Consider the following 21840-nt stretch of genomic DNA (forward strand, 5'->3'; position numbering starts at 1 on the left):
GCGGGTTCACTTCTGCTTTGTGAAATAATCCGACAGGACCGCTCTCAGCGTCTCTTCGTTGAACGGTTTGTGCAATATCGCATTGACCCCGGCCGCCATGGCGGCCTCGTTGTCCTGGGATTCGTTCTGGGTGGTGACCATGACGATGGGCAGCTCTTCCCTGCTGAACCATGCACGGATCTGCCGGGTCAGATCCACGCCGCTGATATCCGGCATGTTCAGATCGGTAAAGATCAAATCGGGCTTGATGCGGCGCACCTGATCGATGGCCTGGGCCGGGAATTCGAACAGGATGGGTTCGCAACCCAGATTGTGCAGGACGCTGCGATAGATGTTGAGGATCATTTTGGAGTCGTCCACGGCAAAAATCTTAAGGATATCCAGGCTGGCCGTGCAGGTCTGGCTTTCGATGGCCGCGGCCATTTCGGACTCTCCATGGGCCTTGAGCAGGGCGCTGAAATGGGAACGAATGTCGCTGTGGGCTTGACGGCAAAGGTACTCGGTGGCGAACTGCCGGAAGACTTCCTCCTGGATCAGGTCCATGAAGATCGTATCGCACTCGGTGTCCATCACCGTGCGGCTGATGCGGCGCTCGGCCGGATCTTCGTCGCGGATCATGTTCTTCACACCGGCGGCCAGAACGGTGTTGTAGTTGTGATCGATGGCACTGGCTGCGGCGGAGCGCACATTGTCCACCGGATCGTTGAGCCCCTGGGCCAGGGCAAAGGCCCCTTTGGCCATGGGCAGCTTGCCCAGTGCCTCGTAGGCGGCAAAGCGCACATTGGCATCTTTGGGTTCGTTGTGCAGCAGTTTACGGATCGGCGAAATGGCCGATTCATCGCCGATGTCGCCCAGGACATTTAAGGTGTGGATCAACAGGTCCGGGTCGTTGTAGCGCAGGTTGTTGATCAATACCGGTACGGCCTTGCGTCCGATATCGAGCAGACGCTGCTTGCCGGCGTTGCGCAGGTGCGCCATCTGGGCTGAGAGCGTATCGTTGAGACGATCCAGTGCTTCGGGTTCCTGGGAGGTGGCAAACAGATCCAGAATCATATAATCGAGATCCGGGTCGGCTCCCAGCTTTTCGGCCAGACGCTGGATGGCGGTGGGGGTTCCAAGGGTGCCCAGGGATTGGATGGCCGCGATGACCAGTTCGACGCTGCCGGCGTATAAGAATTCGGAAATCGGCGTGGTGGCCGACGGATCGCCGATCATGCCCAGGGAGACGATGGCCCCCCGCAACGCCTTTTCGTCCTGGTCTTCGTTGAGGATACCCAGCAGCACCGGTGTGGCCTCTTCCAGCTTGATCTCACCGGCCACTTCGGCCAGAATGACGCGATGGCTGGGCTTGACTTCGCGCATCAGCATCTGGTTGAGCATTTGTGGATTGTCCAGGGCCCTGGAATAGAGAAGCTCCTTCAGGGCCGGGTCGGCTTCATGGCCTGCGTGGGGTTGGGCCAGACACGCCACCAGAAGCGGAAAGACAAACGTGTCCGGTGCCTTGCTGAGTTCGTACAAGGCCTTGCGCTGGATCTGGGCCTCCATCTGGGAATAGTGGGCCATCACCAGGCGGGCCTTGATCAAGTCGTTGGTTTTGATATCAAAACGCAACTCTTCGAGAAAATGACCTGGATCGACACGGGCCATGGATATCCTCCTTGGAGCGGCCTGGCATGTCCCGCCGGGCAGGCTCTTGTATGCTTGGGATGAACGGTCGGCGGTGCCCTCGGAGATTGGCGCAGGAGAGTCGAAGGGGTGGTGCAACGCAGACCTCATTTTTTCAAGTTTCATATCGGCACCCGGCAGCCGTCGCTTGAGAGTCATTATCCGTTTTATTTGTGATCCTGCAGAAACGATGACCGGTCATCGGCCATTGGTATGCCAATGGTATTTTTTTGTTGATTTGCACCGTCCGATTGGTGCATGGCGCAGGGCCAGGGTATATTTGGTGTCCAACTGAACCTCGGACATGGAAGGCGACGCTTTGACCTCCCGCATGGCAGCACAAGTTGCGACCCTTTCTCCAGACCTGTGCGACGGCATCAGGCGACAATTGGGCGCCTGGTACGACGATCTCAAGCGCGATTTGCCATGGCGCCGAACGGGTGATCCATATGCCGTCTGGGTGTCTGAAGTGATGTTGCAGCAGACCCAGGTCAAAACCGTCATTCCCTATTATCATCGGTTCATGACGCTGTTTCCCGATGTGCAGCACCTGGCCCGGGCAAACGACATGACGATATTGAAGGTATGGGAAGGGCTTGGGTATTACACCCGGGCCCGAAACTTGCATCGTGCGGCTCAACAGATCGTCAAGGTTTCGGGCGGTGAAATACCCAGCCAGTGGGACGACCTGCGGCAATTGCCAGGCGTCGGCGACTATATCGCCGCCGCCGTTTTGAGTATCGCTCATAGACAACCCTATGCCGTCGTGGACGGGAACGTGAAACGGGTTTTGGCACGCCTTTTGTTAATGGCGGTCCCTGTCAACCAAGCGTCCGGTCACAAGGCCTACCAGGCCATGGCCGACCAGTTGCTGGATCATTCGAACCCCGGACGACACAACCAGGCCATGATGGAACTGGGGGCCGTGATCTGTACACCGAAGACGCCATCTTGCGGGCAATGCCCGGTTCACTCTTTTTGTGAGGCCCGTCGAACCCGACAGACCCACTGCTACCCGACGCGCACCAGGCGTGCCGGCGTGCCGCACAAACAGCTTGTCGCCGGTGTGGTGCTGAAAAACGGTCGGTTCTTGTTGACCCAGCGGCCCGGTGAGGGGCTCTTGGCCGGCCTGTGGGAGTTTCCCGGCGGATTACTGGGAGTGGATGAGGATTCGGCTGCAGCCTGTGCCAGTCGGATCGAGGAAACGACCGGGTTGAAGGTGCGGGTGGAACGACACATTGCCGCCGTTCGACATGCTTACACACACTTCAAGATCCACATGGAGCTGTTCGTGTGCGTCTGGCAGCAGGGGAGGGTTCGTTTGAACGGTCCGGCGGCTTTCCGGTGGGTGTCGGTCGCCCAGCTGGAATCCTATCCGCTGCACAAGGCCGTGCACAAGGCACTGCCCGCATTGCGGCATCATCTTACCAGATTTAAAGTTAAATAGCCCCATTCGGGCGTTTTCGTCGAGGCATGGTCATGAAGCACTCCCCTTTGATCACAGGAATGATCCCACAGACGATTCTATCGTTGACAGTACAATTGTTCTCACTCCTGCTGGTTCTGTCGGCGGCCACGGCAGCCGGGGCCGTCACCTACGCCTATATTCCGAGCTACGACGATGACCGGGTCATCCGCGTGCGGGCCAGCGACGGTGCTGTGGCATCTCTCGACATCTCCGCAGCCTTGCCGGCCGGCGCGGTTTGCCATCCACACGGTTCGGCGGTGATGCCCGATGGCAGCTTTGTCCTGGTCACCTGCGAGTCGAACGACAGCGTGCTGCGGATCAACAACGCGGATTTTGGCTCCGGCTTGACCTACAGCCGGGCGCCGATCCCAGTCGGCGACTTTCCCCAGGGCGTCGCGATAGCACCTTCCGGGGATTATGCCTATGTGGCCAATTATGAGGACGACACCGTTTCCAAAATCGATTTGACGACGTTTCAGGTGGTCGGCGCGGCCATCGCGGTCGGCGACGGACCATGGGGAATCGATGCGGTCCACGATGCGGATTCTGATCGGACCCTGGTTTTCGTCTCTAACTTTTTGGATGGCAGCGTGACGGTCATTGTCGATTCGGCGGCGGACGGCATCACCACGGAAACCGTCCCATCCATCGGGGGCGGTGGCTTCAGCGGCGGTCCGACCGGTATTGCAGGAACCCCCGACGGCCGCTATGTCTATGTGGCCAATCAGAGCAGCGCCAACGTGGCCGTCATCCGGACCAGCGATCGCTCGGTCATCGAGCGAATCGGCATCATCGGCGTGCCCTGGGGCGTGGCTGTCGGATCGAGAGGCGATTATGTCTACGTGACCAACAGCAACAGGAACTCCGTCACCGTGATCGATGCGATTGCACAGGCCATTCACGCCACGTATGCGGTCGGTTCCGGCCAGCTGGGCGTCGCTGCGCCGCGCAACGGTGATTTCGCATATGTGGTCTGCACGGACATCGATGACACCATTCGGAAAATCGACGTGAGCCAGGATACGGTCACCGAATTCATCAGGGGCCAGACCAGCCTCGCCGTAGCCCTGGGCGCTTTTATCGGCGGCACGCCTCCCACTGCGCCATCGGAATTGAGCGGTCTGGCTATATCCGGCAGCCGGATCGACCTGACTTGGACGGACAACAGTGCGGACGAACTGGGGTTCGTGCTGGAACGTCGGAAGGAAGGGGACACCGCATTCCTGCAGATCGCGGAATTGCCGGCCAACACCACCACGTACACCGACATCGGGCTTTCCCGCGAAACGATCTACGCCTATCGCCTGTCTGCATTCAATGAAACCACCGACTCTGATTCTGCGTCCGCGAGTGCGGAAACCACCGCATCCGAGGACAGCTTCTCATGGTGTTTCATCGGCGTCCTGCTTCAAGAGTGACGGCGCCGTCCGGAAACGGCCTTATATGAATCCACGGGAATTGAATCTTGCGGTGGGAAAGCATGCCGCCGGTTGTCCGAATGACGAGACCAATGGGGGGTGCCAGTGGCCGAGCCGGCCATCGAGTGTCCCGGCGGCATGCAATTCGTTTTTTGCGGATCTATCTATTGTCCTCTATTGTCCGAACAGAAACGTCGTCCCCACGGTATTGAGCACGAAGCGACCGGGCATGGCCCGTTCAAATGCGTTAATCGCCTTCCAGCCGGTACAGTGCGTGGGCACGATCAAATCCGGTTGAATGGCCTGCATGGCCGCCACGGTCGGTTCGATCAGCGGTTCGCTCATGCCGCTCAAATGAAATCCCCCGAGCACGGCGTGAATCTTCTCTGTACCACTGGTCTTGGCCAGGTGTTTGACCGTGTTGATGATGCCCGAGTGTGAACATCCGCCCAACACCACCAGGCCCTTGTTTTTCAATCGGAACGCGATGGCCTGGTCGTCTTCGAACAGGTCCGCTTTCCATTCGCCATCCTGCTTCGATTCCAAACCGGGCGACCCGGTCTCGAAAGCCGTGGTCCGTTCCACCGTGCCGGAGACCAGAATCAGGCCGCCGGCTACCGTGGAGGGGGCGCTGCGCATGTCGAGATCTGCACCGGCCTCCCTGAGCTCGGCTTCGTTCAGCGAGGGCATGGGCACATAGGTTTCCGGCCCGAGCTTGATCCTGCGTTCCACGAAGGCGCCGGGATGCAGCACCAGGGGCAGCCGCCGGCCGAGTTTCTGGAAAAACAGACTTAAGCCACCGAAATGGTCGAAGTGACCGTGGCTCAGAACCATGCTCTCCACATCTTCGATTCTGTGTTTGACGACACCGAATCTGCCCGCCAGGCTTGACGGCAGCAAGGCGGCGTTGTGATTGAGGCACTCTCCGGAAATGCCGGCGTCCATCATGATGGTGTGACGCCGCTCGCCGGACTGGACGGTCACCAGGTAGGAAAGTCCATGTTCCGCCTTGGGGGCACTCGGCGGAGGGAGCCGCATTCTTTTGATGCTGTCCGTGTCCGGGGCCAGCAGGTCGGTGTAATTGTCCACGAGAAACGTGACTTCGGCGTGGTCGATATCAGGCAGTTGGATTTGCGTCATTTGCGACTCCTTTCATCAATGCCGTTGACCATCTTCCAAGGGGAAATAGGGTTTGATGTCCAGGATCGGCGTGCCGTCCAGCGTATCGAGCCCCTTGACCCGGATACGGCAACCATCGACCTTCAATACCTCCACGATCGACATGCCGATGGCATTGGGCCGCCTGGGGGAACAGATACTGAAGACGCCAAGAGGGGCGTCCCGATGGGGCGGCGTCTGGCGGAGCAGCTCCGGCGTGAAGGGGGGACTGCGGTCAAAGTGAAACAGCACCACGATGCGCTGGCCTGGAGTGATGTCGCTCACGCCGGCTTCATATTCGGGAAGGATATTGAGCCACCCCTCCACATCCGACAGGGTGTGATGCCGCGGGGTGGCTTGTTCTCCGGGATCCCGTTCGATGGTTCCGATGGCGTTGAAGACAATGGACATGGTGTGGGTCTATCCTTCAGGCCTTCAGTTTCTGCAAGGCCTGTTCGCCCGCTATGGAGATCGGTTCCAAACTAGGCTCGGAAGAGATGTCCGGATTGCAGGCGCACATGTGGGTGGTCAGATCCGACATGGTTTTTCCCCCCCAGATCAGCGCGTTGACCGTATCGATGGATTTGGCAGATGCAACGGTGTGGGCCACGATCTGGCCACCGATCAATTTTTCGGTCTTCTTATCGAACACCAGCTTGATGCGCCAAGGCTGCACCCCGGGAATCATGCCGTGCTTGCTTCTCGAATCCACTGTGGCCGTAATGGTATCGAAGCCTTCCCTCTTCGCCTCCTCTTCGGTTAATCCCGTGGAGGTGGCCACCCGTTCGAAGAACTGGCATCCGCCGGCATTCAGGACGCCGGGAAAAGGAATGGCGTAACCGGCCAGCCGTTTGGCGGCCAACCGCCCCTGAATGACGGCCGGACCGCGCAACTGACCGGGCACCGGTTTGCCGGTAATGAAGTGAAATTTTTCCACGCAATCGCCTCCCGCCAGAATGTGCGGATCGGAAGTCTCCTGGTACGGGTTGACCTTGATGCCGAAACGGCCGACCTCCAGGCCGATCTCCGTGGCCAGTTCCACGTTGGGCCGGGTGCCGATGTTCATGAAGACCATGTCGGCGGGCAGCTCTTTGCCGGAGGCAAGAAGCACGCCAGACACCTTGTCCGCCGTGCCGATGATTTTTTCTACCTTCTCGCCGGTCATGACCCTGAGCCCTTTTTCTTCCAGGTGGGTTTTGACCAGGGAGGCCATATCCATGTCCAGCATGAGCGGCAACGGCCGGTCCATCAGTTCCACGATGGTGATGTCCATTTTATCCTTGGCCGTTGCGGCCAACAGGGAGGCCACCTCCAGGGTGATAAAACCGGCGCCGATGAAAAGTATTCTCCTGGGTTTTTTCTCCAGGAAGTAATTTTTGATCCTGCAAGCGTCCGGCAAGCCCCGCAAGGTCATGACCCCTTCGAGATCCCGGCCTTCGATGGGGGGCACCATCGGGCTGGCCCCCGTGGCGAGAAACAGCTTGTGATAGTCAAGGGTGTCGCCATTGGCCAGCGTCACCTTGCGACCGGATGCATCCACCCGAACCACCTCGCCTTCGATCACATCGATCCCGGCGTTTCTCAGGTTTTGATCGGGAACCACGATCGCGTCTTCCGCGGCCAGACCGGCCACGACATGGGGAAGCGCTCACCTGACGATGAAATACTGCTCTTTGCGAATGACGGTGACGTCCACCTCCGGCATCAGTTTTTTAGCCAGCATGGCGCACGGCCCCCCGGCGCCGCTGCATCCCACGATGATGAGCCTTTCACCTTTTTTCATAGGTTGCCTCCTTTTGGCCGATTAAGCAAAAATCATAGATGGGCCGTGATTAAAAATTGAACACTTTCGCCTCCGCCGCCATGTCAATCAGATGCGGCCCACCATCGAGCTGCATGTTGGAATAAAACAGGGCCTCATCGACTTTGCGGTTTTTGGCGCACGGCGTGCAAATGCCTATTTTAACTTCATTTTCAACGAGGTAGGGCAGATAGTCCTGCGGACAGTCCCCGGTATCCGTTCTTTGGGAGAGCTCCCTTTCCTGGTTGGCCCACATCACGCCGCTGTCGATGAAAAAAAGGTCCACATGATGCCCCTTGGAGTGGGCGATTTTGGCAAATTGGAAGCAGCGGGTGGCGGATTCGTTGTCGTCTTTACTCAAAACAAATAGAAAATTGGCCATCTCAAGCGCTCCTTTCTTTGGCTTCAGGATTTGTCATCTGCGAATGCTTTTTTCTATTTCACCTAATGGGCACGATCAGGCCAATCGCTTGCCGGCCCCTGGGCCCGGCGCCACAGCGTAGATTTCTTCGACCTGCATGATGACGGCTCCCTTGGATTTCAGGGGAAAACCGGCTTTGTTGCTCATTTCCTCGATCCAACGGGCGGTCTCTTCAAAACGCGGGCCTGAAGTTTCGATGGTAACGCTTCCCTTCAGTTGGTAGCCTTCGTGGCCTTCCCAGAACGTGACGGCAACGTGCGGGTTGCTTTTCATGTTTTGCAGGGTCTTGCCGAAAAACTGGTCGGATATGAGAACCGTTTCATCATCGAGAATTTTCTTTGCACCTACCGGGACCCCATTGGGGGTGCCGTCGGGTGTGGCCGTGATGAGAACCGCGGTACGGACTTTCGTGAAGAGTTCCTGGATGCGTTGGGTCATTTTCGCCATGTGTCTTCTCCTCATTTTATTCCAGTGGTTTGTACGCATCGACGATCAGCGACACGTTGTTGATTTTGCCTTCCCGGTTGCGGTGGTCCAGAAGCAGGGACCGGTAGACCGGGCCATCTTGGATGGACCACTGATGGTAATGAAAGCGGCCCCGTTCGTCGCAATATTCCAACAGATCCACCTGAAAACCGGCGTGCTCGAAGAGCTTTGAAAAGCGGTGGTAGTCATACAGAACCTTGTGGTCGGCGGCCGGATGATCGGCCGGCCCCGGTCCTCCCACCCTCGCATGGCGCTGGTAGTCGGGATCGGGAAAGTTCCCGTCAGGCACGGCGCAACGCAAATATCCTCCCGGTTTGAGCCAAGAATAACACAACTCCGCGGCTGCCCGGCCCTCATCCTCGGTCAGGTGTTCCCACACGTGTTCGCATAAAAACGCTTCGGCCCGTCGCTCTCCGAAGAACGAGTTCCATAGCTCGGGGCGCAGCAGGTCCAGCGAAGTCTTGTCGGTAGCGATCCAGCCGGGCCAGGATTGTCCTCCGGCACCTATGATCACTCTTAGGGGTCGATCCGGTGGCACCCCATCAATGTTCGGCATAGTGCATTATTTCCAATTTCCAACCTCTGAAGCAACCCTGTTTTTTCATTTTGGGATCACACGGCCTTCTGGGCGGTATGACCCGCAGGGCGGGGGAACTCAATGGCCGGCACGATCTCTCGCATGATGGTTGCGGTCGGCGATGTGACGAAAGCCGATACAAACGATTGTCCGCTGTCACAGGCCATTGCGATTTGCGGATCGATGGGAATGGATCCCAGAAAAGGCACGTTCATGCTGCTGGCAATGTTCCGGCCGCCGCCCGAAGAAAAAATGTGCGTGACTTCACCGCACTTCGGGCACACAAAGCCGCTCATGTTCTCGACGATGCCCAATACGGGCACATTCAATTGACGGCAGAAGGTGACCGACTTGCGAACATCCACGGCCGACACCTTCTGGGGCGTGGTCACGACGACGGCGCCATCCAGATGACCGATCAGTTGGCAGACCGAAAGAGGTTCGTCACCGGTACCCGGGGGCGAGTCGATGATTAGATAGTCCAGGTCCCCCCAGGCCACATCTTTTAGGAACTGCTTGATGGCGATCATTTTCATGGGACCACGCCAGATAATGGCATCGTCCTGTTTTTGCAGAAAAAAGCCGGCACTCATCACTTTCAAGCCCTTTACGTTCACCGGGAGGAGATTTTCGCCATCTCCCTGAACTCCTTGTAACTCGATGCCGAGCATGGTGGGAACGCTGGGGCCGTGAATGTCCACATCCAACAGGCCGACCTTCTTTCCTTCCATGACCAGGGCCATGGCCAAGTTGACGGCGACCGTGCTTTTCCCGACGCCGCCCTTGCCCGAGAGAACCACGATTTTGCGTTGGATCCGACAGAGCCGTGACTGCAATTTTTGCCGGTCCTGGAAGTCCTTTTCACTTTCCCCTTTCTGGGGGTTCTTCGCAGAGCAGCTTTTATCACCACAACTGCTGCAGCCCGATGCGTCTTTGTTCTTTGTGTCTTGCGATGTTGATTCCACGTGCCGATGACTCCATTTTTGTAAGATGATTTATATTAAAAAACAGGTTGAACCGTCTGATCAGCCGGCTGGATGTGAACTCTGGCTCTGAGCATGAGCATTGCCGGTCAGTCCCGGCATGCGAAAGCAGGCGTTTCCCAGGCAGCCTTTTTGAAACGCGGCGATCACCGCATCCACCTCGCCGCATGTGAATCCGATAACGCGGATGCCAGCATGCTTGAGCGCACTTTCCAAGGCGAAACTGATGGCGCCGCAGATCAGGATATTCACGCCGATCTGCGCCAACTCCTTGATCCGGCCAAACGGCCCCACGCTCGTCAGGTAGACGCTTTCCCTCGTGATTTCTTGATGTTCCGCCGTGTCGACCAGCAAGAGCCGTTCGGAGACATCGAAAACCGGTGAAACGCGGCCATTCCATTGTGATACGGCAATTCGCATGGCGTGGGTGGAGCAACAGGCGTGCCAGGGGGTGTTCGGATGAAATTGGGCCGCGGCATGTGGATTTGGAGGCTGCAAGGCAGAATATGGATTGTAAACAACGATGCAATATGCAACATTAGCCGACCTGGTATTCTGGTAAATTGCATGAGTTAATTGGTTCAGGGAGGTGCCATGCACGATGACAAGGAAGCGCATCATCGGGATGTGATTCTCGATTCGGTCAATGAGGGTGTTTTTACGGTGGATTCGCAGTGGCGGATCACCGCATTCAATCGGGCCGCAGAGCAGATTACCGGCATCATGCGCAGTGATGCCATAGGAAAGGCATGCTGTGACGTTTTTCATGCCGATATTTGTGAAAAGGCGTGTGCCTTGCGGCAGACTTTCGATACGGGTCGACCGATCGTCAATGCCACCGCGCATATCGTGACCAACCAGGGGCGCCGGGTACCCATTCGCATATCCACCGCCATTCTCAGGGACCGGCGCGGAAGAGTGATCGGCGGGGTCGAAACCTTCCAGGATCTGAGCCAGGTCGAAGAACTGCAGAAAGAGCTGGAAAGCCGTTATACCTTTGAGGATATTGTCGGCCGCAGCGATGCCATGATGCAAGTATTCAAGGTTCTGCCACAGATCGCCGAAAGCAGCAGCACCGTCTTGATCGAAGGCCCCAGCGGTACCGGCAAGGAGCTTTTTGCGCGTGCCATTCACAATTTGTCGCCCCGCGCCAAGCATCGTTTTGTGGCCGTCAATTGCGCTGCCCTGCCCGATACGCTACTGGAAAGCGAACTTTTCGGGCATAAGGCCGGTGCTTTCACCGATGCCCGGCGCGACAAGGCCGGCCGTTTCGAGATGGCCGATGGGGGGACCATTTTTCTCGACGAGATCGGAGACATCTCGCAGGCCATGCAGACACGGCTGCTGCGGGTGCTTCAAAACCATGTCATTGAGCCATTGGGTGCCGTGCGGCCCAAAACGGTGGATATCCGAGTGCTGGCCGCAACCAATAAGGACCTGGCCGGACTGGTTAAAAGCGGCGCTTTCCGCCAGGATCTCTACTATCGAATCCGGGTGATCCATCTGGTGTTGCCCATGCTCCGGCAGCGGCGGGAGGATATTCCCCTCTTGATCGATCATTTCGTCAAAAAATACAACCGTTTGCAGGGAAAGGACATCGCCGGCGTGTCGGTGGAGGTGGTCTCCCGGCTCATGGAACACGATTTCCCGGGAAACGTACGCGAACTGGAAAACATCATCGAGCAGGCCTTCGTGCTGTGTCGCGGCGGCATGATCGAGATGCATCATCTGCCGCCTGAACTCCGGTCCGAAACCCTTGCCCGCAGAGATACGGGTGGCCCGGTGAACTTGAAGAGCATGGAGCGGCAGTTCATTCGCCAGACCTTGAAATACCATAACGGCAATCGCCGGGAAGCGGCCAAGGACCTGGGCATCGACGTTTCCACGCTCTATCGAAAAATCAAGTCCCTGGGTATCGAAGTGCCGGAAACCGATGGTCGCAGTAGAAGGAATTGAGCACCAACCTAAAGAAACCTCTCCATACCCGTTTGCCTGTTTCAAGGATGTGGGTTTAGAATTGCAAATTGCAATACTGGTACGGTTGCCAATTTGCTCCTATGAATAATTTTAAATATAAAATTAGATGGATAAATCTGGTTTAGCAGTAGGCATGCAAATTGCTGATGGTCTTTGTGCCATCCGGCAGCCAACGTGTTGATGAACGCTCGCCGGTTCTTTCAACGGAGTTTTAGACCTATGCCCAATCGCAAGGCGCAAGTCGCTCCAGCGACAATGACCGATGCAATCCTTGAGAGCATCTCCGATGGCGTCTTTACGGTGGACGAGCATTGGCGGATTACCTCGTTTAACAGCGCGGCAGAAGCCATTACCGGAATTCCTCGCGCCCAGGCCATCGGTCGGCGCTGTTCCGAGGTGTTTCGCTCGAGCATGTGTGAAACGGAGTGCCCGCTTTTCCAGACTCTGAAAAACAAAAGACCGATCATCGGAAAGTCCGGCTATATCATCGATGCCAACCAGGCCAGGATCCCGATCAGCGTTTCCACGGCCGTTCTGCGCGATGCAGAGGGGCGTATTGTCGGGGGGGCCGAAACCTTCCGGGACTTGAGCGAAGTCGAAACCCTGCGTCAGGAGCTCGCCGGACGGTCCAGAGTGGGCGATATCGTCAGTCGCAGCCCGCTGATGCAGCGGGTGTTTGAAGTGCTGCCGGCCATTGCCGCCAGTCCGAGCACGGTCCTGATTCTCGGGGAAACCGGAACCGGCAAGGAACTCATGGCCAGTACCATTCACTCGCTCAGCCCCAGGCGCAACGGTCCCTTTGTGGCCGTCAACTGTGGCGCCCTTCCCGATACGCTGCTGGAGTCCGAGCTCTTCGGCTACAAAGCCGGTGCGTTTACCGGTGCCAACAAGGACAAGCCTGGACGATTCGCCATGGCCAAGGGGGGAACCCTGCTGCTGGATGAAATCGGCGAAGTGAGCCCGGCCCTGCAGGTGCGCCTGCTGCGGGTCTTGCAGGAGAGGACCTTCGAGCCACTCGGGGCGACGGCCTCGGAAATGGCCGATGTCCGCATTATCGTCGCCAGCAACAAGGACCTGGCCATGGAGATGCGCCAGGGGTCGTTTCGGGAAGATCTCTACTATCGTGTCAACGTGGTACGGGTCGAACTGCCCCCCCTGCGGCGCCGAAAGGAGGATATCCCCCTGCTGGCCGAACAGTTCGTTGAGCGTTTCAACCGCCTGCAGCGCAAGGAGATCAAAGGGATCGCGCCCGAAGCCTTGTCGCTCATGATGGCCCACGAGTGGCCTGGAAATGTCCGTGAGCTGGAAAACGTGATCGAGCGCGCGTTCGTCCTGTGCAATAAGGAGGTGATCGGCATGGAGCATCTGCCCGACGAGTTGACCTCCCACCGCAGACCCGGCGGCCTGCTGCCTTCGGGCATAAAGGAGGCGCGCAATTTGATCGACAGCCAGACCGTCCGAACCGCATTGGAGCAAAACGGTTACAACCGCCTGGCCGCCGCCCGGGCCCTCGGTATTCATAAAAGCACCCTTTTTCGCATTATCAAGCGACTCGGCATCAATCTGCCGGAGCAGGATGGCCGCTCCATGAGCAGCAAGAAACAGGGATGAGAACGGGGAGTCGATACAGTCTTATTTCAGCGACTGTACGCCAAGTTGGAGGGCGCTTTTTTGCTACCGTGATCTTCCCTGCATAGAGTTCCAGCCGATGCAAAAAATAATTAATACAGTTGGATAAATTAAATCACGCAATAGGCCGCGCTTTGGCATGCCGAATGCTAAACACTTTAAAGACCTATAAGCGTCGCTCGCTATCAGGCATAGGAGTGCACCGCCTGGCAGATAAATGCGGCAACCTTTATCACACTTCTTACGAAGGAGGAGGAAATCAGCGCATGACGCAACAGCCGATCACGCTCGGCGTGAAAAAAAATCAGACCTTTTTGGAAAAAGTGAAGGAGATCCTGCCCGATGGCGGGAACTTGAACCTGTGCCTGACGTGCGGTGCCTGTTCGTCCGGTTGCCCGGCCACCGGGCTCGACAATATGGATCCGCGCAAGTTTTTGCGCATGGCCGCCCTGGGAATGGATGAGGAGATCCGGAAATCGGATTGGGTGTGGATGTGCTCCATGTGCCAGCGATGCATCTACGTCTGCCCGATGAAAATCAATATTCCTCAGTTGGTTTTCAACGCGCGCGCCCTGTGGCCCAGGGAAGAGCGCCCCAAGGGCATTCTCGGGTCTTGCGACATGGCATTGCGCAACGACAGCTGCAGCGCCATGGGTACCTCGCCTGAAGACTTCCAGTTCGTGGTCGAGGACGTACTGGAAGAGTATCGGGAAAACCAGCCGGAATTTGCCGAAATGGAGGCGCCCATCGACAAGGAGGGGGCCGAGTTTTTCCTCAACCAGAATTCACGCGAACCGGTCACGGAACCGGACGAGATGGTGCCCCTGTGGAAAATCCTGCACCTGGCCGGCGCCGATTGGACCTATGGGTCCAAGGGATGGGGCGGCGAGAACTACTGCATGTTCCTGGCCGATGACGATGCCTGGAAGCACATCACCAGCACTGCGGCCAAGCAGGCCGACGACCTGGGGTGTCGCGTCTTTCTCAATACCGAGTGAGGGCACGTTACCTTCTCGGTCCTGGCAGGACTGAAAAAATACAACATTCCTCACAAGTTCGAGGTCAAGAACATCTACGAATACTACGCCAAGTGGATTCGCGAGGGCAAACTGAAGGTCAATTCCGACTGGAACAAGGATCTGAAAATCAAGTTCACCGTCCAAGATCCGTGTCAGATCGTTCGCAAGAGTTATGGCGACCCCATTGCCGAAGATCTGCGCTTCGTCGTCAAGTCCGTGGTCGGCGAAGACAACTTCATCGACATGGAGCCCAACCGCTCGAACAATTACTGCTGCGGCGGCGGCGGCGGGTTCCTCCAATCCGGCTATAAGGAGGCGCGCCTGGAGTATGGTCGGCTGAAAGATCAGCAGATTCAAACGACCGGTGCGGATTACTGCATCGCCGGATGCCATAACTGCCATGCCCAGATCCATGAACTGAGTGAGCATTACGGCGCCGGTTACGGCGTCGTGCATTTGTGGACACTGATTTGCCTGTCTCTCGGAATTTTGGGGCCAAACGAGCGAGAATACCTGCGCGATGACTTGAAAGAGGTTAATGTCTTTCATCCCGAAACCGCGATGTAGACTTTGATTTCAAAGGTCGTGTTTTTATCTCCCTGGCGTAAAAACGCCGGAAGAATTGCAGGGCAGAAGTAATTGTATCGATCGGAAGGCTCGAAGGTTTTCACTTCGAGCCTTCCTTACCTTCTGTTTCAGGTTGCTCCATGATCACCTATACACTCGAAGAACTAAAGCAGAAGAGAGTAGAGGCATTGGTGGGATCTGAGCACGCGATTCTCAGGCATCACGATACCTACCGCGCGTTAAAACATCTCTTGAGGGATATCAACAGCGGCCCGGTGGATGTATCGGATTACTACCGAACCGCCAGCCGGCTGGCGATGCTGCTCAGAGAGATGAGTGAAGGGCCCGGGCAAAATATTTTTCAACTTTTTGCGACCCAGGTCGACCCTGCCAAGGGAGGCCGCGCCCGCTGGTTTCGTCTGGCCTGCCTCGATTTGGAGGAACACGTCAGGGATATCGAACGTTGGCGGGCCGGCAAATCCCGCCTTAGAATCGTAAAGTAGCGCCCATCCACAAATGGCCAATTTGCCTGATATCTGCATTCTGCTCAAAATTTTATCCTCCGAATATCAACTATCTGCCTGCGGCAAAATTTTTCGCACGTCTTGATCTCAACCCAATCTGTCTATTTGTGGACGGACACTAGGTAGAGCATTGACGGTCGCGGGCCTGCGTCTCTTCCAGCGGCCATGGTCGCTGATCTGGAATGACCGTCTTTTAATTCTTCTTTTTTTCAAAACCAAAAAATCAAATCATCCCGTTAATTTAAGCCATGCGGACCGGCCTTCTGAAGGTTGGCACGTGCCGTGCTAGTAATGTGTTATCGGAGGACTCGATTGATTCCCATGAACGCCGCCTTCACTACATGGAATAGCCGGATCGCCCCTGTTTTCGATGTTGCGCGAACGGCCTGCATTGTCGAAGTCGATCAAGACGGACGCGTGTCACAGCGAATGGAGACATTCAAGGATGACTTGCCGGCCCAGAAGGTACTGTGCCTGGTTCAATGGAAAATTGAAAGCCTGGTCTGCGGGGCCATCTCTCGCTCTCTGCAATTGATTTTAGCTGCTCAGGCCATACGGGTCATTCCTTTCGTGGCCGGAGATCTGCAGGAGGTGATCGGCGCCTGGCTCAAAGGTTCCATCGAAGACGCCGCTTTCGCCATGCCGGGGTATGGCGGACGGCGCCATCGCAAGATGGGCGGCGCTGCTCCAATCGGCATGGGAGCATGGGTTCTTGCGCCTGAGGAGACACAGCATCCCAGGGGGGGAGGTCGCAGACGAGGTCAGCCCCATGGCCAGGGTAGATCGGTGCGTTCAGCGGGCGGCGTCGAAGAATGTCTATGTCCGAAATGTGGGCGACGGGAACCCCGCCAAACAGGGATGCCCTGTACCATGTTGCAGTGCCGCACGTGCGGCACTGCGATGGTCAGTTCCTCCTATCACAGTTCAAAACCAAGGAGGTGACACATGCCAGCTGGAAATGGCAGCGGACCAATGGGATTGGGACCCATGACCGGTCGCGGTCTGGGATATTGCAGCGGAGAGGTAGCCCCCGGATACGGCAATTTGGCGCCCAAGCGGGGCTACGGTATGTTCCAGGGGCGCGGCCGGAGAGGCGGTTGGCGGTACTGGCAAGGCGGCGGAGCCGGCAGGATGAATTGGGGCGGATACGGGTCTTACGCGCAAGGGGCTTCTTCCGAGTTGGAACGACAGTCGTTGAAGCGTCAGGCGGATCTGTTACAGTCTGAACTGCAGCGCATACAGCAGCGCCTGGCCGATTTGGAAGCTGCAGAAGAGAGTTAAAACATTCGATTCACACGACCCCATGACATCGGCCCCCACCGGCCGCAAGGGCGGGCTTTACGCCCGCCCGCAATTGCGCTAAGGTAATTTGCGGCTGTTCTGCCGCGGGCGATCAGCCGATCGTCCGTTCGTCGATCGACAACTTGCAAGACGATATCCCAAGGACAGCGGCAAATGGCGTTTTCGCTTGAACTTGACCTTTCCGGACACTGTATCCAAACCGAGATCAAACGGCTGCACAACCGCGCGGTATCGCTCTATTTTCGTTCAGATCCGGAAACGCGCCAGAGCCTCGAACAGACCATCGAAGTGACCCGACGCGCGCTTGAATCCCTTGATTTTAAATATCTTCGCAGTCGTCATGCGCCATTGGCCGGCCAAAGCGATGCCTATGTGTTGCTGATACAGGAAGACGATCGCATCGGGATCGTTTTGGATGGCAGAAATATTTTTCCCGACCAATAAAAGAGATGGGGCCGATCATTCCAATGGCAGCAAAGCCGACCTATGAAGAATTGGAAGCCAGGGTGAAAGCGCTGGAGAGCGCCCTGGCGGCGTCCAGACGGCAGGACAATACCGTCATCCGTCAGCTTTCCGAAGATTTCAAACAACTTGCCGATCGTTCCCAGGATGCCGTCTATCAGTACGACATCGAATCCAGGACGTTCTCGTTTTTCAACAAACAGTTTCTATCTTTGTACGCCATCGAAGAAAATGGAGCCAAAATTCTGTCGCCCGGCAGCGTTTTTCAGCGCATCCATCCCGATGACCGTGAAAAGGCCAGGGCAGCCAGGGCCGCGTCTCTCAATTCCCCCAATCCCATCGGAGAGATAGAGTATCGTCTCCTGCAAGACGACGGGTCCGTTCGGGTGATGCACGATCGATGGACCGTCGTTCGGGATCCTTCCGGCACTCCGATGGCCGTCAGGGGTTCATCCGCGACAATACCTGGCGCAGGCAAGCCGAGATGGAGTTTGAATTGTCGATTCGTAACTCCCTGATCGGCTCTTACATCGTGCAGGACGGCGCATTTAAATATGTCAACCCGGAATTCATGCGCATCACAGGGTACACTGAAGAAGAGTTGATCGGGACCAGGCCGCTGAAAATCGTTCAGGAGAATCACAAGACACGTGTTCGGGAATGTTGCATCCAGATGCTCAAAGGCGAACGGTTTTTCCCATACGAATTTTGCATCGACGATAAATCCGGTCGCCCCAAATGGATTCTGGAAACCGCGACATCGATCCAATATCAGGGGCGAAGGGCCGCCCTGTGCTATTTTATGGATATTTCCAAAAGCAAAGAGGTTGAAAAAGAGCGTCTGGCCAAGGAAAAATTATTGTCGGTCCTCGAGCTGGCGGGTGCCGTCGGCCATGAACTTAACAATCCACTGCAAGTCGTCATGACCTGTAGTGAAAAATTGGCCCCTGCCGCGGTCGGCAATCCACGTGACGTGAAATTGTTCCGCCTGCTCAAGGACAACATCGAGCAGATGAAGAAAAAAATAATCAAGTTTCAAAATATCACCCAATATGCCACCAAGGATTACGTGGGCGATAAGAAAATTATCGATATCGAAGCGGCATCTTCCGAAATACCTGCGGATCTTGGCTGAATGGGCTCCTTGTTCGATCGCATAAGGGACAGTGGGTCTATTGGGTCATTCTGGCGTGCAGCTTCCGGATGCGGGCGCTGAGTACCCTGCAGATCGCGAGGGCGATCTGGGGATATTCGCGCACCATCTCTTTGAATTCCTGCTTGTGCAGCATCAGCATGCGGCACGGGGTTGTCGTGCGGATCGTAGCCGTGCGGGGAAGGTCTTCAAAAAGGGCCATTTCACCGAAATAGTCGCCGGCATCCATGTAGTCCAGTTCGATCTCTTTGCCATCTTCCTGCCGCTTGAAAACGGACACCCGTCCCTCGATAATCAGGTAGAGGGTGTCACCCTGATCGTTCTCCTTGATCACTTCATGATTTTCCGCGAAATCGATCTCTTCGGTGACCGAGGCGACCGCCGCGAGCTCGTTGACTGACAGCTGTTCAAAGATCTCGATTCTTTTCAGCCATAGAATGATTTTGGGCAAGGTAAGGGATTCGGTCATGGAACCTTCCTCCTTGGGTTCTGCGATTGGAGATGATGACAGGATCTGGCGTGCCAACCGGCGCACATGGGGGTTGAGGTGGTTGGCCAGAGGTTCGATTTCGGATCGGCCGACATAAGGCTTTTCCGATTCGGCGTTGAGCTGTAACGCCAACAATACGGCCATCCAATCGTAGCGGTCCAGCAGGTGCCGGACGAGATCAGTTCCGTCTTTGGAGAATTTTCTGATTTTGAACGTCTTGCGGCCGATGGCCAGCACCTGTTCCACGGGTCTTTCATCGATCAGCGGCAGTAAAATGCGGGTCAGGGACCGGTCGATCATGTCATCGATGGCTTCCTGGCTGTTGCCCCGTTGTCTGGCGTCGGGCGACAGCAGGCCGCGGGCGATGATCCGCATGCGCCCGCTGCGGTCTTCGATGCTGAGCACGCGCAGCACATTCTCGACCAGCTCCATCCGCTGCTGCGCGAGGTGCTCCAGAAGCAGTTCCCGTGCCGGGGTTTTAGGCAGGTTGGACAAACTCTTGGTTTCGGCAAGGGATTTATAGGCGCCTTCGATCTGGTTGCGGGCGAAGCGGAACAGGTCCGGGTCCTTGATCTGCAGCCGGTCCAGCAAGTCGAAGAGAAGCTCACGGGAGGGCTTGCTTGGCGTATTCAAGGCCTTTATGAGTGTCTTCCCATCCTGGAAACTGGCGCTCTCGATGCGTTCTGCGGCAGTATGTCGAATTTCCGATAGCGGGTCGGCGAGCAGGGCGACAACCGTTTTGAGACTGGATTTGTCGGTCACGTGGAAAGCGCCCAGGGCCGCCAGCCGAACGCGCTGATCGTTGTGTCTGAGAAAAGAGGCCAAGATGGGGTTCAGGTCATGTTCGCCCGTCGCGTGCATGGCATCGATGATCTCCGGCAGCAAGGCCTGATCCCTTTCGTCTTCGAGGCGCGTTTTCAGCGCCGGCAAGAATCGTTTGTCCCGTGAGAGTCCGGCCGCGATGATACCGGCCTTGCGCATGTCGGCATCTTCGGCATCGAGCCATGCCTTGATATGCGCCCGCGCCGTTTCCTGGGCCTGGGCCATCAAACCGGCTACGGCATAGGCCCGAATCATGGGGTCCGGGTGATCCATGAAGACCGTTCGATCGAAGGCCGCCGTGGCGCCGGTGCCCAAACGGTAAACAGTTTTCAATACGGCCAAGGTCAGGGTCGGGTTGTTGCGGTTCGCCAGATCCAAGAGCAGCGCGGATGCATTGGCACCGACATTGGGGGTCAGCAATTCCAGTAGCGCCATTTGAGTCTCGGGGGCTAGCTTCGGCAGGCGCTCGATCAGCAAGCGGTCGGTATCCGGTACGTTCAGGCGCTGCATCAACCGGGCATACCAGACGACCTCGCGTTCCTCGGCATTGCGGAACGTTTCCGCCAGCTCGTTTTGAATGGAACGCTCTCGAAACAGCTGCGCCAAATCTTTCTCTTCCATGGATTTCAGGTCCAACTGGTTGTCCTTGATCAGACTGGACAGGATACCAGCGTAGCGCAATTTGAGAAGAATAGGGGCAAGGAGCCAGCCCAGGACGAAGGGCAGGGCCACCAGGGAGAGATAGCGCGGATGAAAGAGACGATCACCGATCAGAATCAGCCCGGAGCCGACAAAGAGGCCGATGCGCACCACCGTTCCGCGCAAGAAAGGACGCACCATCGCGCGGTAAGATTCGGGAAACAACCCCATCACCACCGCGTTGGCCGGTATGTTGATCGTCGTGCGAATGATCTGCGTGGACATCCGGGCGTAGATGGCCGAGAACACATCGAACCGCAGCAAAAATGCTGTAAAGGCGAAAATGTAGTTGAGCGGGTGGAACATCAGGGCCACGGGCAGGCCCCATCGGCCGTATATCTTTCCGACGAAGAGCAGTATGATCAAACTGATGATGTTTTGTACGCCCCGGAAATAGCCGAAAAATTGAATGAGTCCCGATTCGGTGGCAAAGGTGCGGTCCACGGCGAAGTTGAACTGGTAATTGATGATGGGGATCACCACGTTGGGCATAAGGGTCAGCAGGATCATCAGCCGCAGCAGCAGAGACTCTTTCATCATCGGGGCCACGGCTTTGATCTCCTGAATCATGGATTTTTTTTCTTTCGACCGACCCGTTTTGGGTTCGACGTTCAATATGGAGGGGAACCGGCCCATCATGCCGCGTACTGCGCCGGCGCCGATGATGCTGATGATCAGATAGATCACCAGCAGATTGTCGACATTGAACCAGCGCACCAGCCAGGGGGTGCCGAAGCTGCCCAGGATCTGGCCAATGACCCCGCCGGCCGTGATCAGCGGAAAGAGCCGTTTGGATTGCCGGGTATTGAACAGGTCGTTGGCCAAGTTCCAGAAGAGCATGGCCAGCAACACCTCGTACAAGGCTTTGAGCATGAAGAGGATCGGGTAGACCAGGTCGATACCCAGCGGGATCAGCAGGCGCATCCCCATGACGCTTGCGCCTGTGAAAAGAAAGGTGCCGGCCAGCAGGTTGGGGCCCGGAAAGCTCTGCATGAAACCGGCCATGATCCCCATGGCCACCACGGTGACGATGGCGTTGAGCATGTTGACGACCGGCATGAACTCGACGCCGTAACGCTTCAGGAAGGCCGTTTCGGCATAATTGTTGAGCAGCATGCCCGAGGTGCGTACGAGAAAGAGCAGGGCCAGGGTCCAGAGGAACAGGCCGATCTCCTTGTCGTAAACGTCGAGCCAATGGGCGATGCGCTTGAGCATGTTC

The 21840-nt window shown here is 56.8% G+C and carries 22 protein-coding genes; 11 read left to right on the forward strand and 11 right to left on the reverse strand.

What is annotated here, in order from left to right:
* Positions 1-6: 6 nt before the first annotated feature.
* Positions 7-1647 (reverse strand): HEAT repeat domain-containing protein, encoded by a 1641-nt coding sequence (locus DFT_RS03945; protein WP_054029916.1) that lies wholly within the window; start codon positions 1645-1647, stop codon positions 7-9.
* Positions 1648-1996: 349 nt separating this feature from the next.
* On the opposite strand from DFT_RS03945, the gene mutY reads away from it, so the two are divergent.
* Complete coding sequence (gene mutY, locus DFT_RS03950; protein ID WP_083453332.1) at positions 1997-3112, forward strand: A/G-specific adenine glycosylase; 1116 nt, start codon at positions 1997-1999, stop codon at positions 3110-3112.
* Between the two features lie 32 nt (positions 3113-3144).
* Positions 3145-4551 carry a YncE family protein gene (locus DFT_RS03955; RefSeq protein ID WP_161807069.1) on the forward strand — a complete coding sequence of 469 codons (1407 nt, stop codon included), beginning with the start codon at positions 3145-3147 and terminating at the stop codon, positions 4549-4551.
* Positions 4552-4725: 174 nt separating this feature from the next.
* On the opposite strand, the gene DFT_RS03960 is transcribed toward DFT_RS03955, so the two are convergent.
* From DFT_RS03960 to DFT_RS03995, 9 genes are all read right to left on the reverse strand, one after another.
* Positions 4726-5691, reverse strand: coding sequence for an MBL fold metallo-hydrolase (locus DFT_RS03960; protein ID WP_054029918.1), 966 nt, complete (start codon positions 5689-5691; stop codon positions 4726-4728).
* A gap of 15 nt (positions 5692-5706) precedes the next feature.
* Positions 5707-6120, reverse strand: coding sequence for a tRNA (N6-threonylcarbamoyladenosine(37)-N6)-methyltransferase TrmO (tsaA, locus tag DFT_RS03965; protein ID WP_054029919.1), 414 nt, complete (start codon positions 6118-6120; stop codon positions 5707-5709).
* 16 nt (positions 6121-6136) lie between these two features.
* Positions 6137-7312 carry an FAD-dependent oxidoreductase gene (locus tag DFT_RS03970; protein WP_235506164.1) on the reverse strand — a complete coding sequence of 392 codons (1176 nt, stop codon included), beginning with the start codon at positions 7310-7312 and terminating at the stop codon, positions 6137-6139.
* Positions 7313-7357: 45 nt separating this feature from the next.
* Positions 7358-7492 carry a hypothetical protein gene (locus DFT_RS26925; protein WP_268750661.1) on the reverse strand — a complete coding sequence of 45 codons (135 nt, stop codon included), beginning with the start codon at positions 7490-7492 and terminating at the stop codon, positions 7358-7360.
* Between the two features lie 49 nt (positions 7493-7541).
* On the reverse strand, positions 7542-7892 hold the full coding sequence (locus tag DFT_RS03975) for a DsrE family protein (RefSeq protein ID WP_054029921.1): 351 nt from the start codon (positions 7890-7892) through the stop codon (positions 7542-7544).
* A 75-nt stretch (positions 7893-7967) separates the two neighbouring features.
* Positions 7968-8378, reverse strand: a complete 411-nt coding sequence (locus DFT_RS03980; protein WP_054029922.1) for a pyridoxamine 5'-phosphate oxidase family protein — start codon at positions 8376-8378, stop codon at positions 7968-7970.
* 16 nt (positions 8379-8394) lie between these two features.
* Positions 8395-8973 (reverse strand): class I SAM-dependent methyltransferase, encoded by a 579-nt coding sequence (locus DFT_RS03985; RefSeq protein WP_054029923.1) that lies wholly within the window; start codon positions 8971-8973, stop codon positions 8395-8397.
* Positions 8974-9029: 56 nt separating this feature from the next.
* A complete protein-coding gene (locus DFT_RS03990) occupies positions 9030-9959 on the reverse strand; it encodes an Mrp/NBP35 family ATP-binding protein (protein WP_054029924.1) in 930 nt (309 codons plus the stop codon).
* Positions 9960-10019: 60 nt separating this feature from the next.
* The gene (locus tag DFT_RS03995) at positions 10020-10397 is read right to left on the reverse strand and encodes a NifB/NifX family molybdenum-iron cluster-binding protein (protein ID WP_054029925.1); all 378 of its coding nucleotides are present in this window, start codon (positions 10395-10397) and stop codon (positions 10020-10022) included.
* A 174-nt stretch (positions 10398-10571) separates the two neighbouring features.
* Between DFT_RS03995 and DFT_RS04000 the strand changes: the two genes are divergently transcribed.
* From DFT_RS04000 to DFT_RS04045, 9 genes are all read left to right on the forward strand, one after another.
* Complete coding sequence (locus tag DFT_RS04000; protein WP_054029926.1) at positions 10572-11933, forward strand: sigma-54 interaction domain-containing protein; 1362 nt, start codon at positions 10572-10574, stop codon at positions 11931-11933.
* Positions 11934-12173: 240 nt separating this feature from the next.
* Complete coding sequence (locus tag DFT_RS04005) at positions 12174-13565, forward strand: sigma-54 interaction domain-containing protein (protein WP_054029927.1); 1392 nt, start codon at positions 12174-12176, stop codon at positions 13563-13565.
* A gap of 284 nt (positions 13566-13849) precedes the next feature.
* On the forward strand, positions 13850-15169 hold the full coding sequence (locus tag DFT_RS24785; RefSeq protein WP_083453306.1) for a (Fe-S)-binding protein: 1320 nt from the start codon (positions 13850-13852) through the stop codon (positions 15167-15169).
* Between the two features lie 140 nt (positions 15170-15309).
* Complete coding sequence (locus DFT_RS04020; RefSeq protein WP_054029930.1) at positions 15310-15672, forward strand: hypothetical protein; 363 nt, start codon at positions 15310-15312, stop codon at positions 15670-15672.
* 333 nt (positions 15673-16005) lie between these two features.
* A complete protein-coding gene (locus tag DFT_RS25405; RefSeq protein WP_152971847.1) occupies positions 16006-16635 on the forward strand; it encodes a NifB/NifX family molybdenum-iron cluster-binding protein in 630 nt (209 codons plus the stop codon).
* A gap of 3 nt (positions 16636-16638) precedes the next feature.
* Positions 16639-16974 carry a DUF5320 domain-containing protein gene (locus tag DFT_RS04030; protein ID WP_054029932.1) on the forward strand — a complete coding sequence of 112 codons (336 nt, stop codon included), beginning with the start codon at positions 16639-16641 and terminating at the stop codon, positions 16972-16974.
* Between the two features lie 174 nt (positions 16975-17148).
* Positions 17149-17439 (forward strand): hypothetical protein, encoded by a 291-nt coding sequence (locus tag DFT_RS04035; RefSeq protein WP_054029933.1) that lies wholly within the window; start codon positions 17149-17151, stop codon positions 17437-17439.
* 23 nt (positions 17440-17462) lie between these two features.
* Positions 17463-17975: a PAS domain-containing protein gene (locus DFT_RS04040; protein ID WP_161807070.1), complete on the forward strand. Its 513-nt coding sequence runs from the start codon at positions 17463-17465 to the stop codon at positions 17973-17975.
* Positions 17942-18592, forward strand: a complete 651-nt coding sequence (locus DFT_RS04045) for a PAS domain S-box protein (protein ID WP_161807071.1) — start codon at positions 17942-17944, stop codon at positions 18590-18592. The genes DFT_RS04040 and DFT_RS04045 overlap by 34 nt, the downstream gene beginning before the upstream one ends.
* Positions 18593-18629: 37 nt before the next feature.
* Here the strand turns inward: DFT_RS04045 and DFT_RS04050 are convergent, their stop codons facing one another.
* Entirely contained in the window at positions 18630-21836 is a 3207-nt protein-coding gene (locus tag DFT_RS04050) for an Npt1/Npt2 family nucleotide transporter (protein WP_054029936.1), read from the reverse strand.
* Between the last annotated feature and the right edge of the window lie 4 nt (positions 21837-21840).

Source organism: Desulfatitalea tepidiphila, assembly GCF_001293685.1.
GTDB lineage: Bacteria > Desulfobacterota > Desulfobacteria > Desulfobacterales > Desulfosarcinaceae > Desulfatitalea > Desulfatitalea tepidiphila.

Bases quoted from the DNA above. Each gene is read 5' to 3' on its own strand.
- DFT_RS03960 (WP_054029918.1), bottom strand. From the start codon at position 5,691: ATGACGCAAATCCAACTGCCTGATATCGACCACGCCGAAGTCACGTTT.
- DFT_RS03995 (WP_054029925.1), bottom strand. From the start codon at position 10,397: ATGCGAATTGCCGTATCACAATGGAATGGCCGCGTTTCACCGGTTTTC.
- DFT_RS04020 (WP_054029930.1), top strand. From the start codon at position 15,310: ATGATCACCTATACACTCGAAGAACTAAAGCAGAAGAGAGTAGAGGCA.
- DFT_RS04000 (WP_054029926.1), top strand. From the start codon at position 10,572: ATGCACGATGACAAGGAAGCGCATCATCGGGATGTGATTCTCGATTCG.
- DFT_RS03975 (WP_054029921.1), bottom strand. From the start codon at position 7,892: ATGGCCAATTTTCTATTTGTTTTGAGTAAAGACGACAACGAATCCGCC.
- DFT_RS04045 (WP_161807071.1), top strand. From the start codon at position 17,942: ATGGAGTTTGAATTGTCGATTCGTAACTCCCTGATCGGCTCTTACATC.
- DFT_RS03945 (WP_054029916.1), bottom strand. From the start codon at position 1,647: ATGGCCCGTGTCGATCCAGGTCATTTTCTCGAAGAGTTGCGTTTTGAT.
- DFT_RS03985 (WP_054029923.1), bottom strand. From the start codon at position 8,973: ATGCCGAACATTGATGGGGTGCCACCGGATCGACCCCTAAGAGTGATC.
- DFT_RS04050 (WP_054029936.1), bottom strand. From the start codon at position 21,836: ATGCTCAAGCGCATCGCCCATTGGCTCGACGTTTACGACAAGGAGATC.
- DFT_RS04040 (WP_161807070.1), top strand. From the start codon at position 17,463: ATGGCAGCAAAGCCGACCTATGAAGAATTGGAAGCCAGGGTGAAAGCG.
- DFT_RS04035 (WP_054029933.1), top strand. From the start codon at position 17,149: ATGGCGTTTTCGCTTGAACTTGACCTTTCCGGACACTGTATCCAAACC.
- mutY (WP_083453332.1), top strand. From the start codon at position 1,997: ATGGCAGCACAAGTTGCGACCCTTTCTCCAGACCTGTGCGACGGCATC.
- DFT_RS26925 (WP_268750661.1), bottom strand. From the start codon at position 7,492: ATGAAAAAAGGTGAAAGGCTCATCATCGTGGGATGCAGCGGCGCCGGG.
- DFT_RS03980 (WP_054029922.1), bottom strand. From the start codon at position 8,378: ATGGCGAAAATGACCCAACGCATCCAGGAACTCTTCACGAAAGTCCGT.
- DFT_RS04005 (WP_054029927.1), top strand. From the start codon at position 12,174: ATGCCCAATCGCAAGGCGCAAGTCGCTCCAGCGACAATGACCGATGCA.
- DFT_RS04030 (WP_054029932.1), top strand. From the start codon at position 16,639: ATGCCAGCTGGAAATGGCAGCGGACCAATGGGATTGGGACCCATGACC.
- tsaA (WP_054029919.1), bottom strand. From the start codon at position 6,120: ATGTCCATTGTCTTCAACGCCATCGGAACCATCGAACGGGATCCCGGA.
- DFT_RS03955 (WP_161807069.1), top strand. From the start codon at position 3,145: ATGAAGCACTCCCCTTTGATCACAGGAATGATCCCACAGACGATTCTA.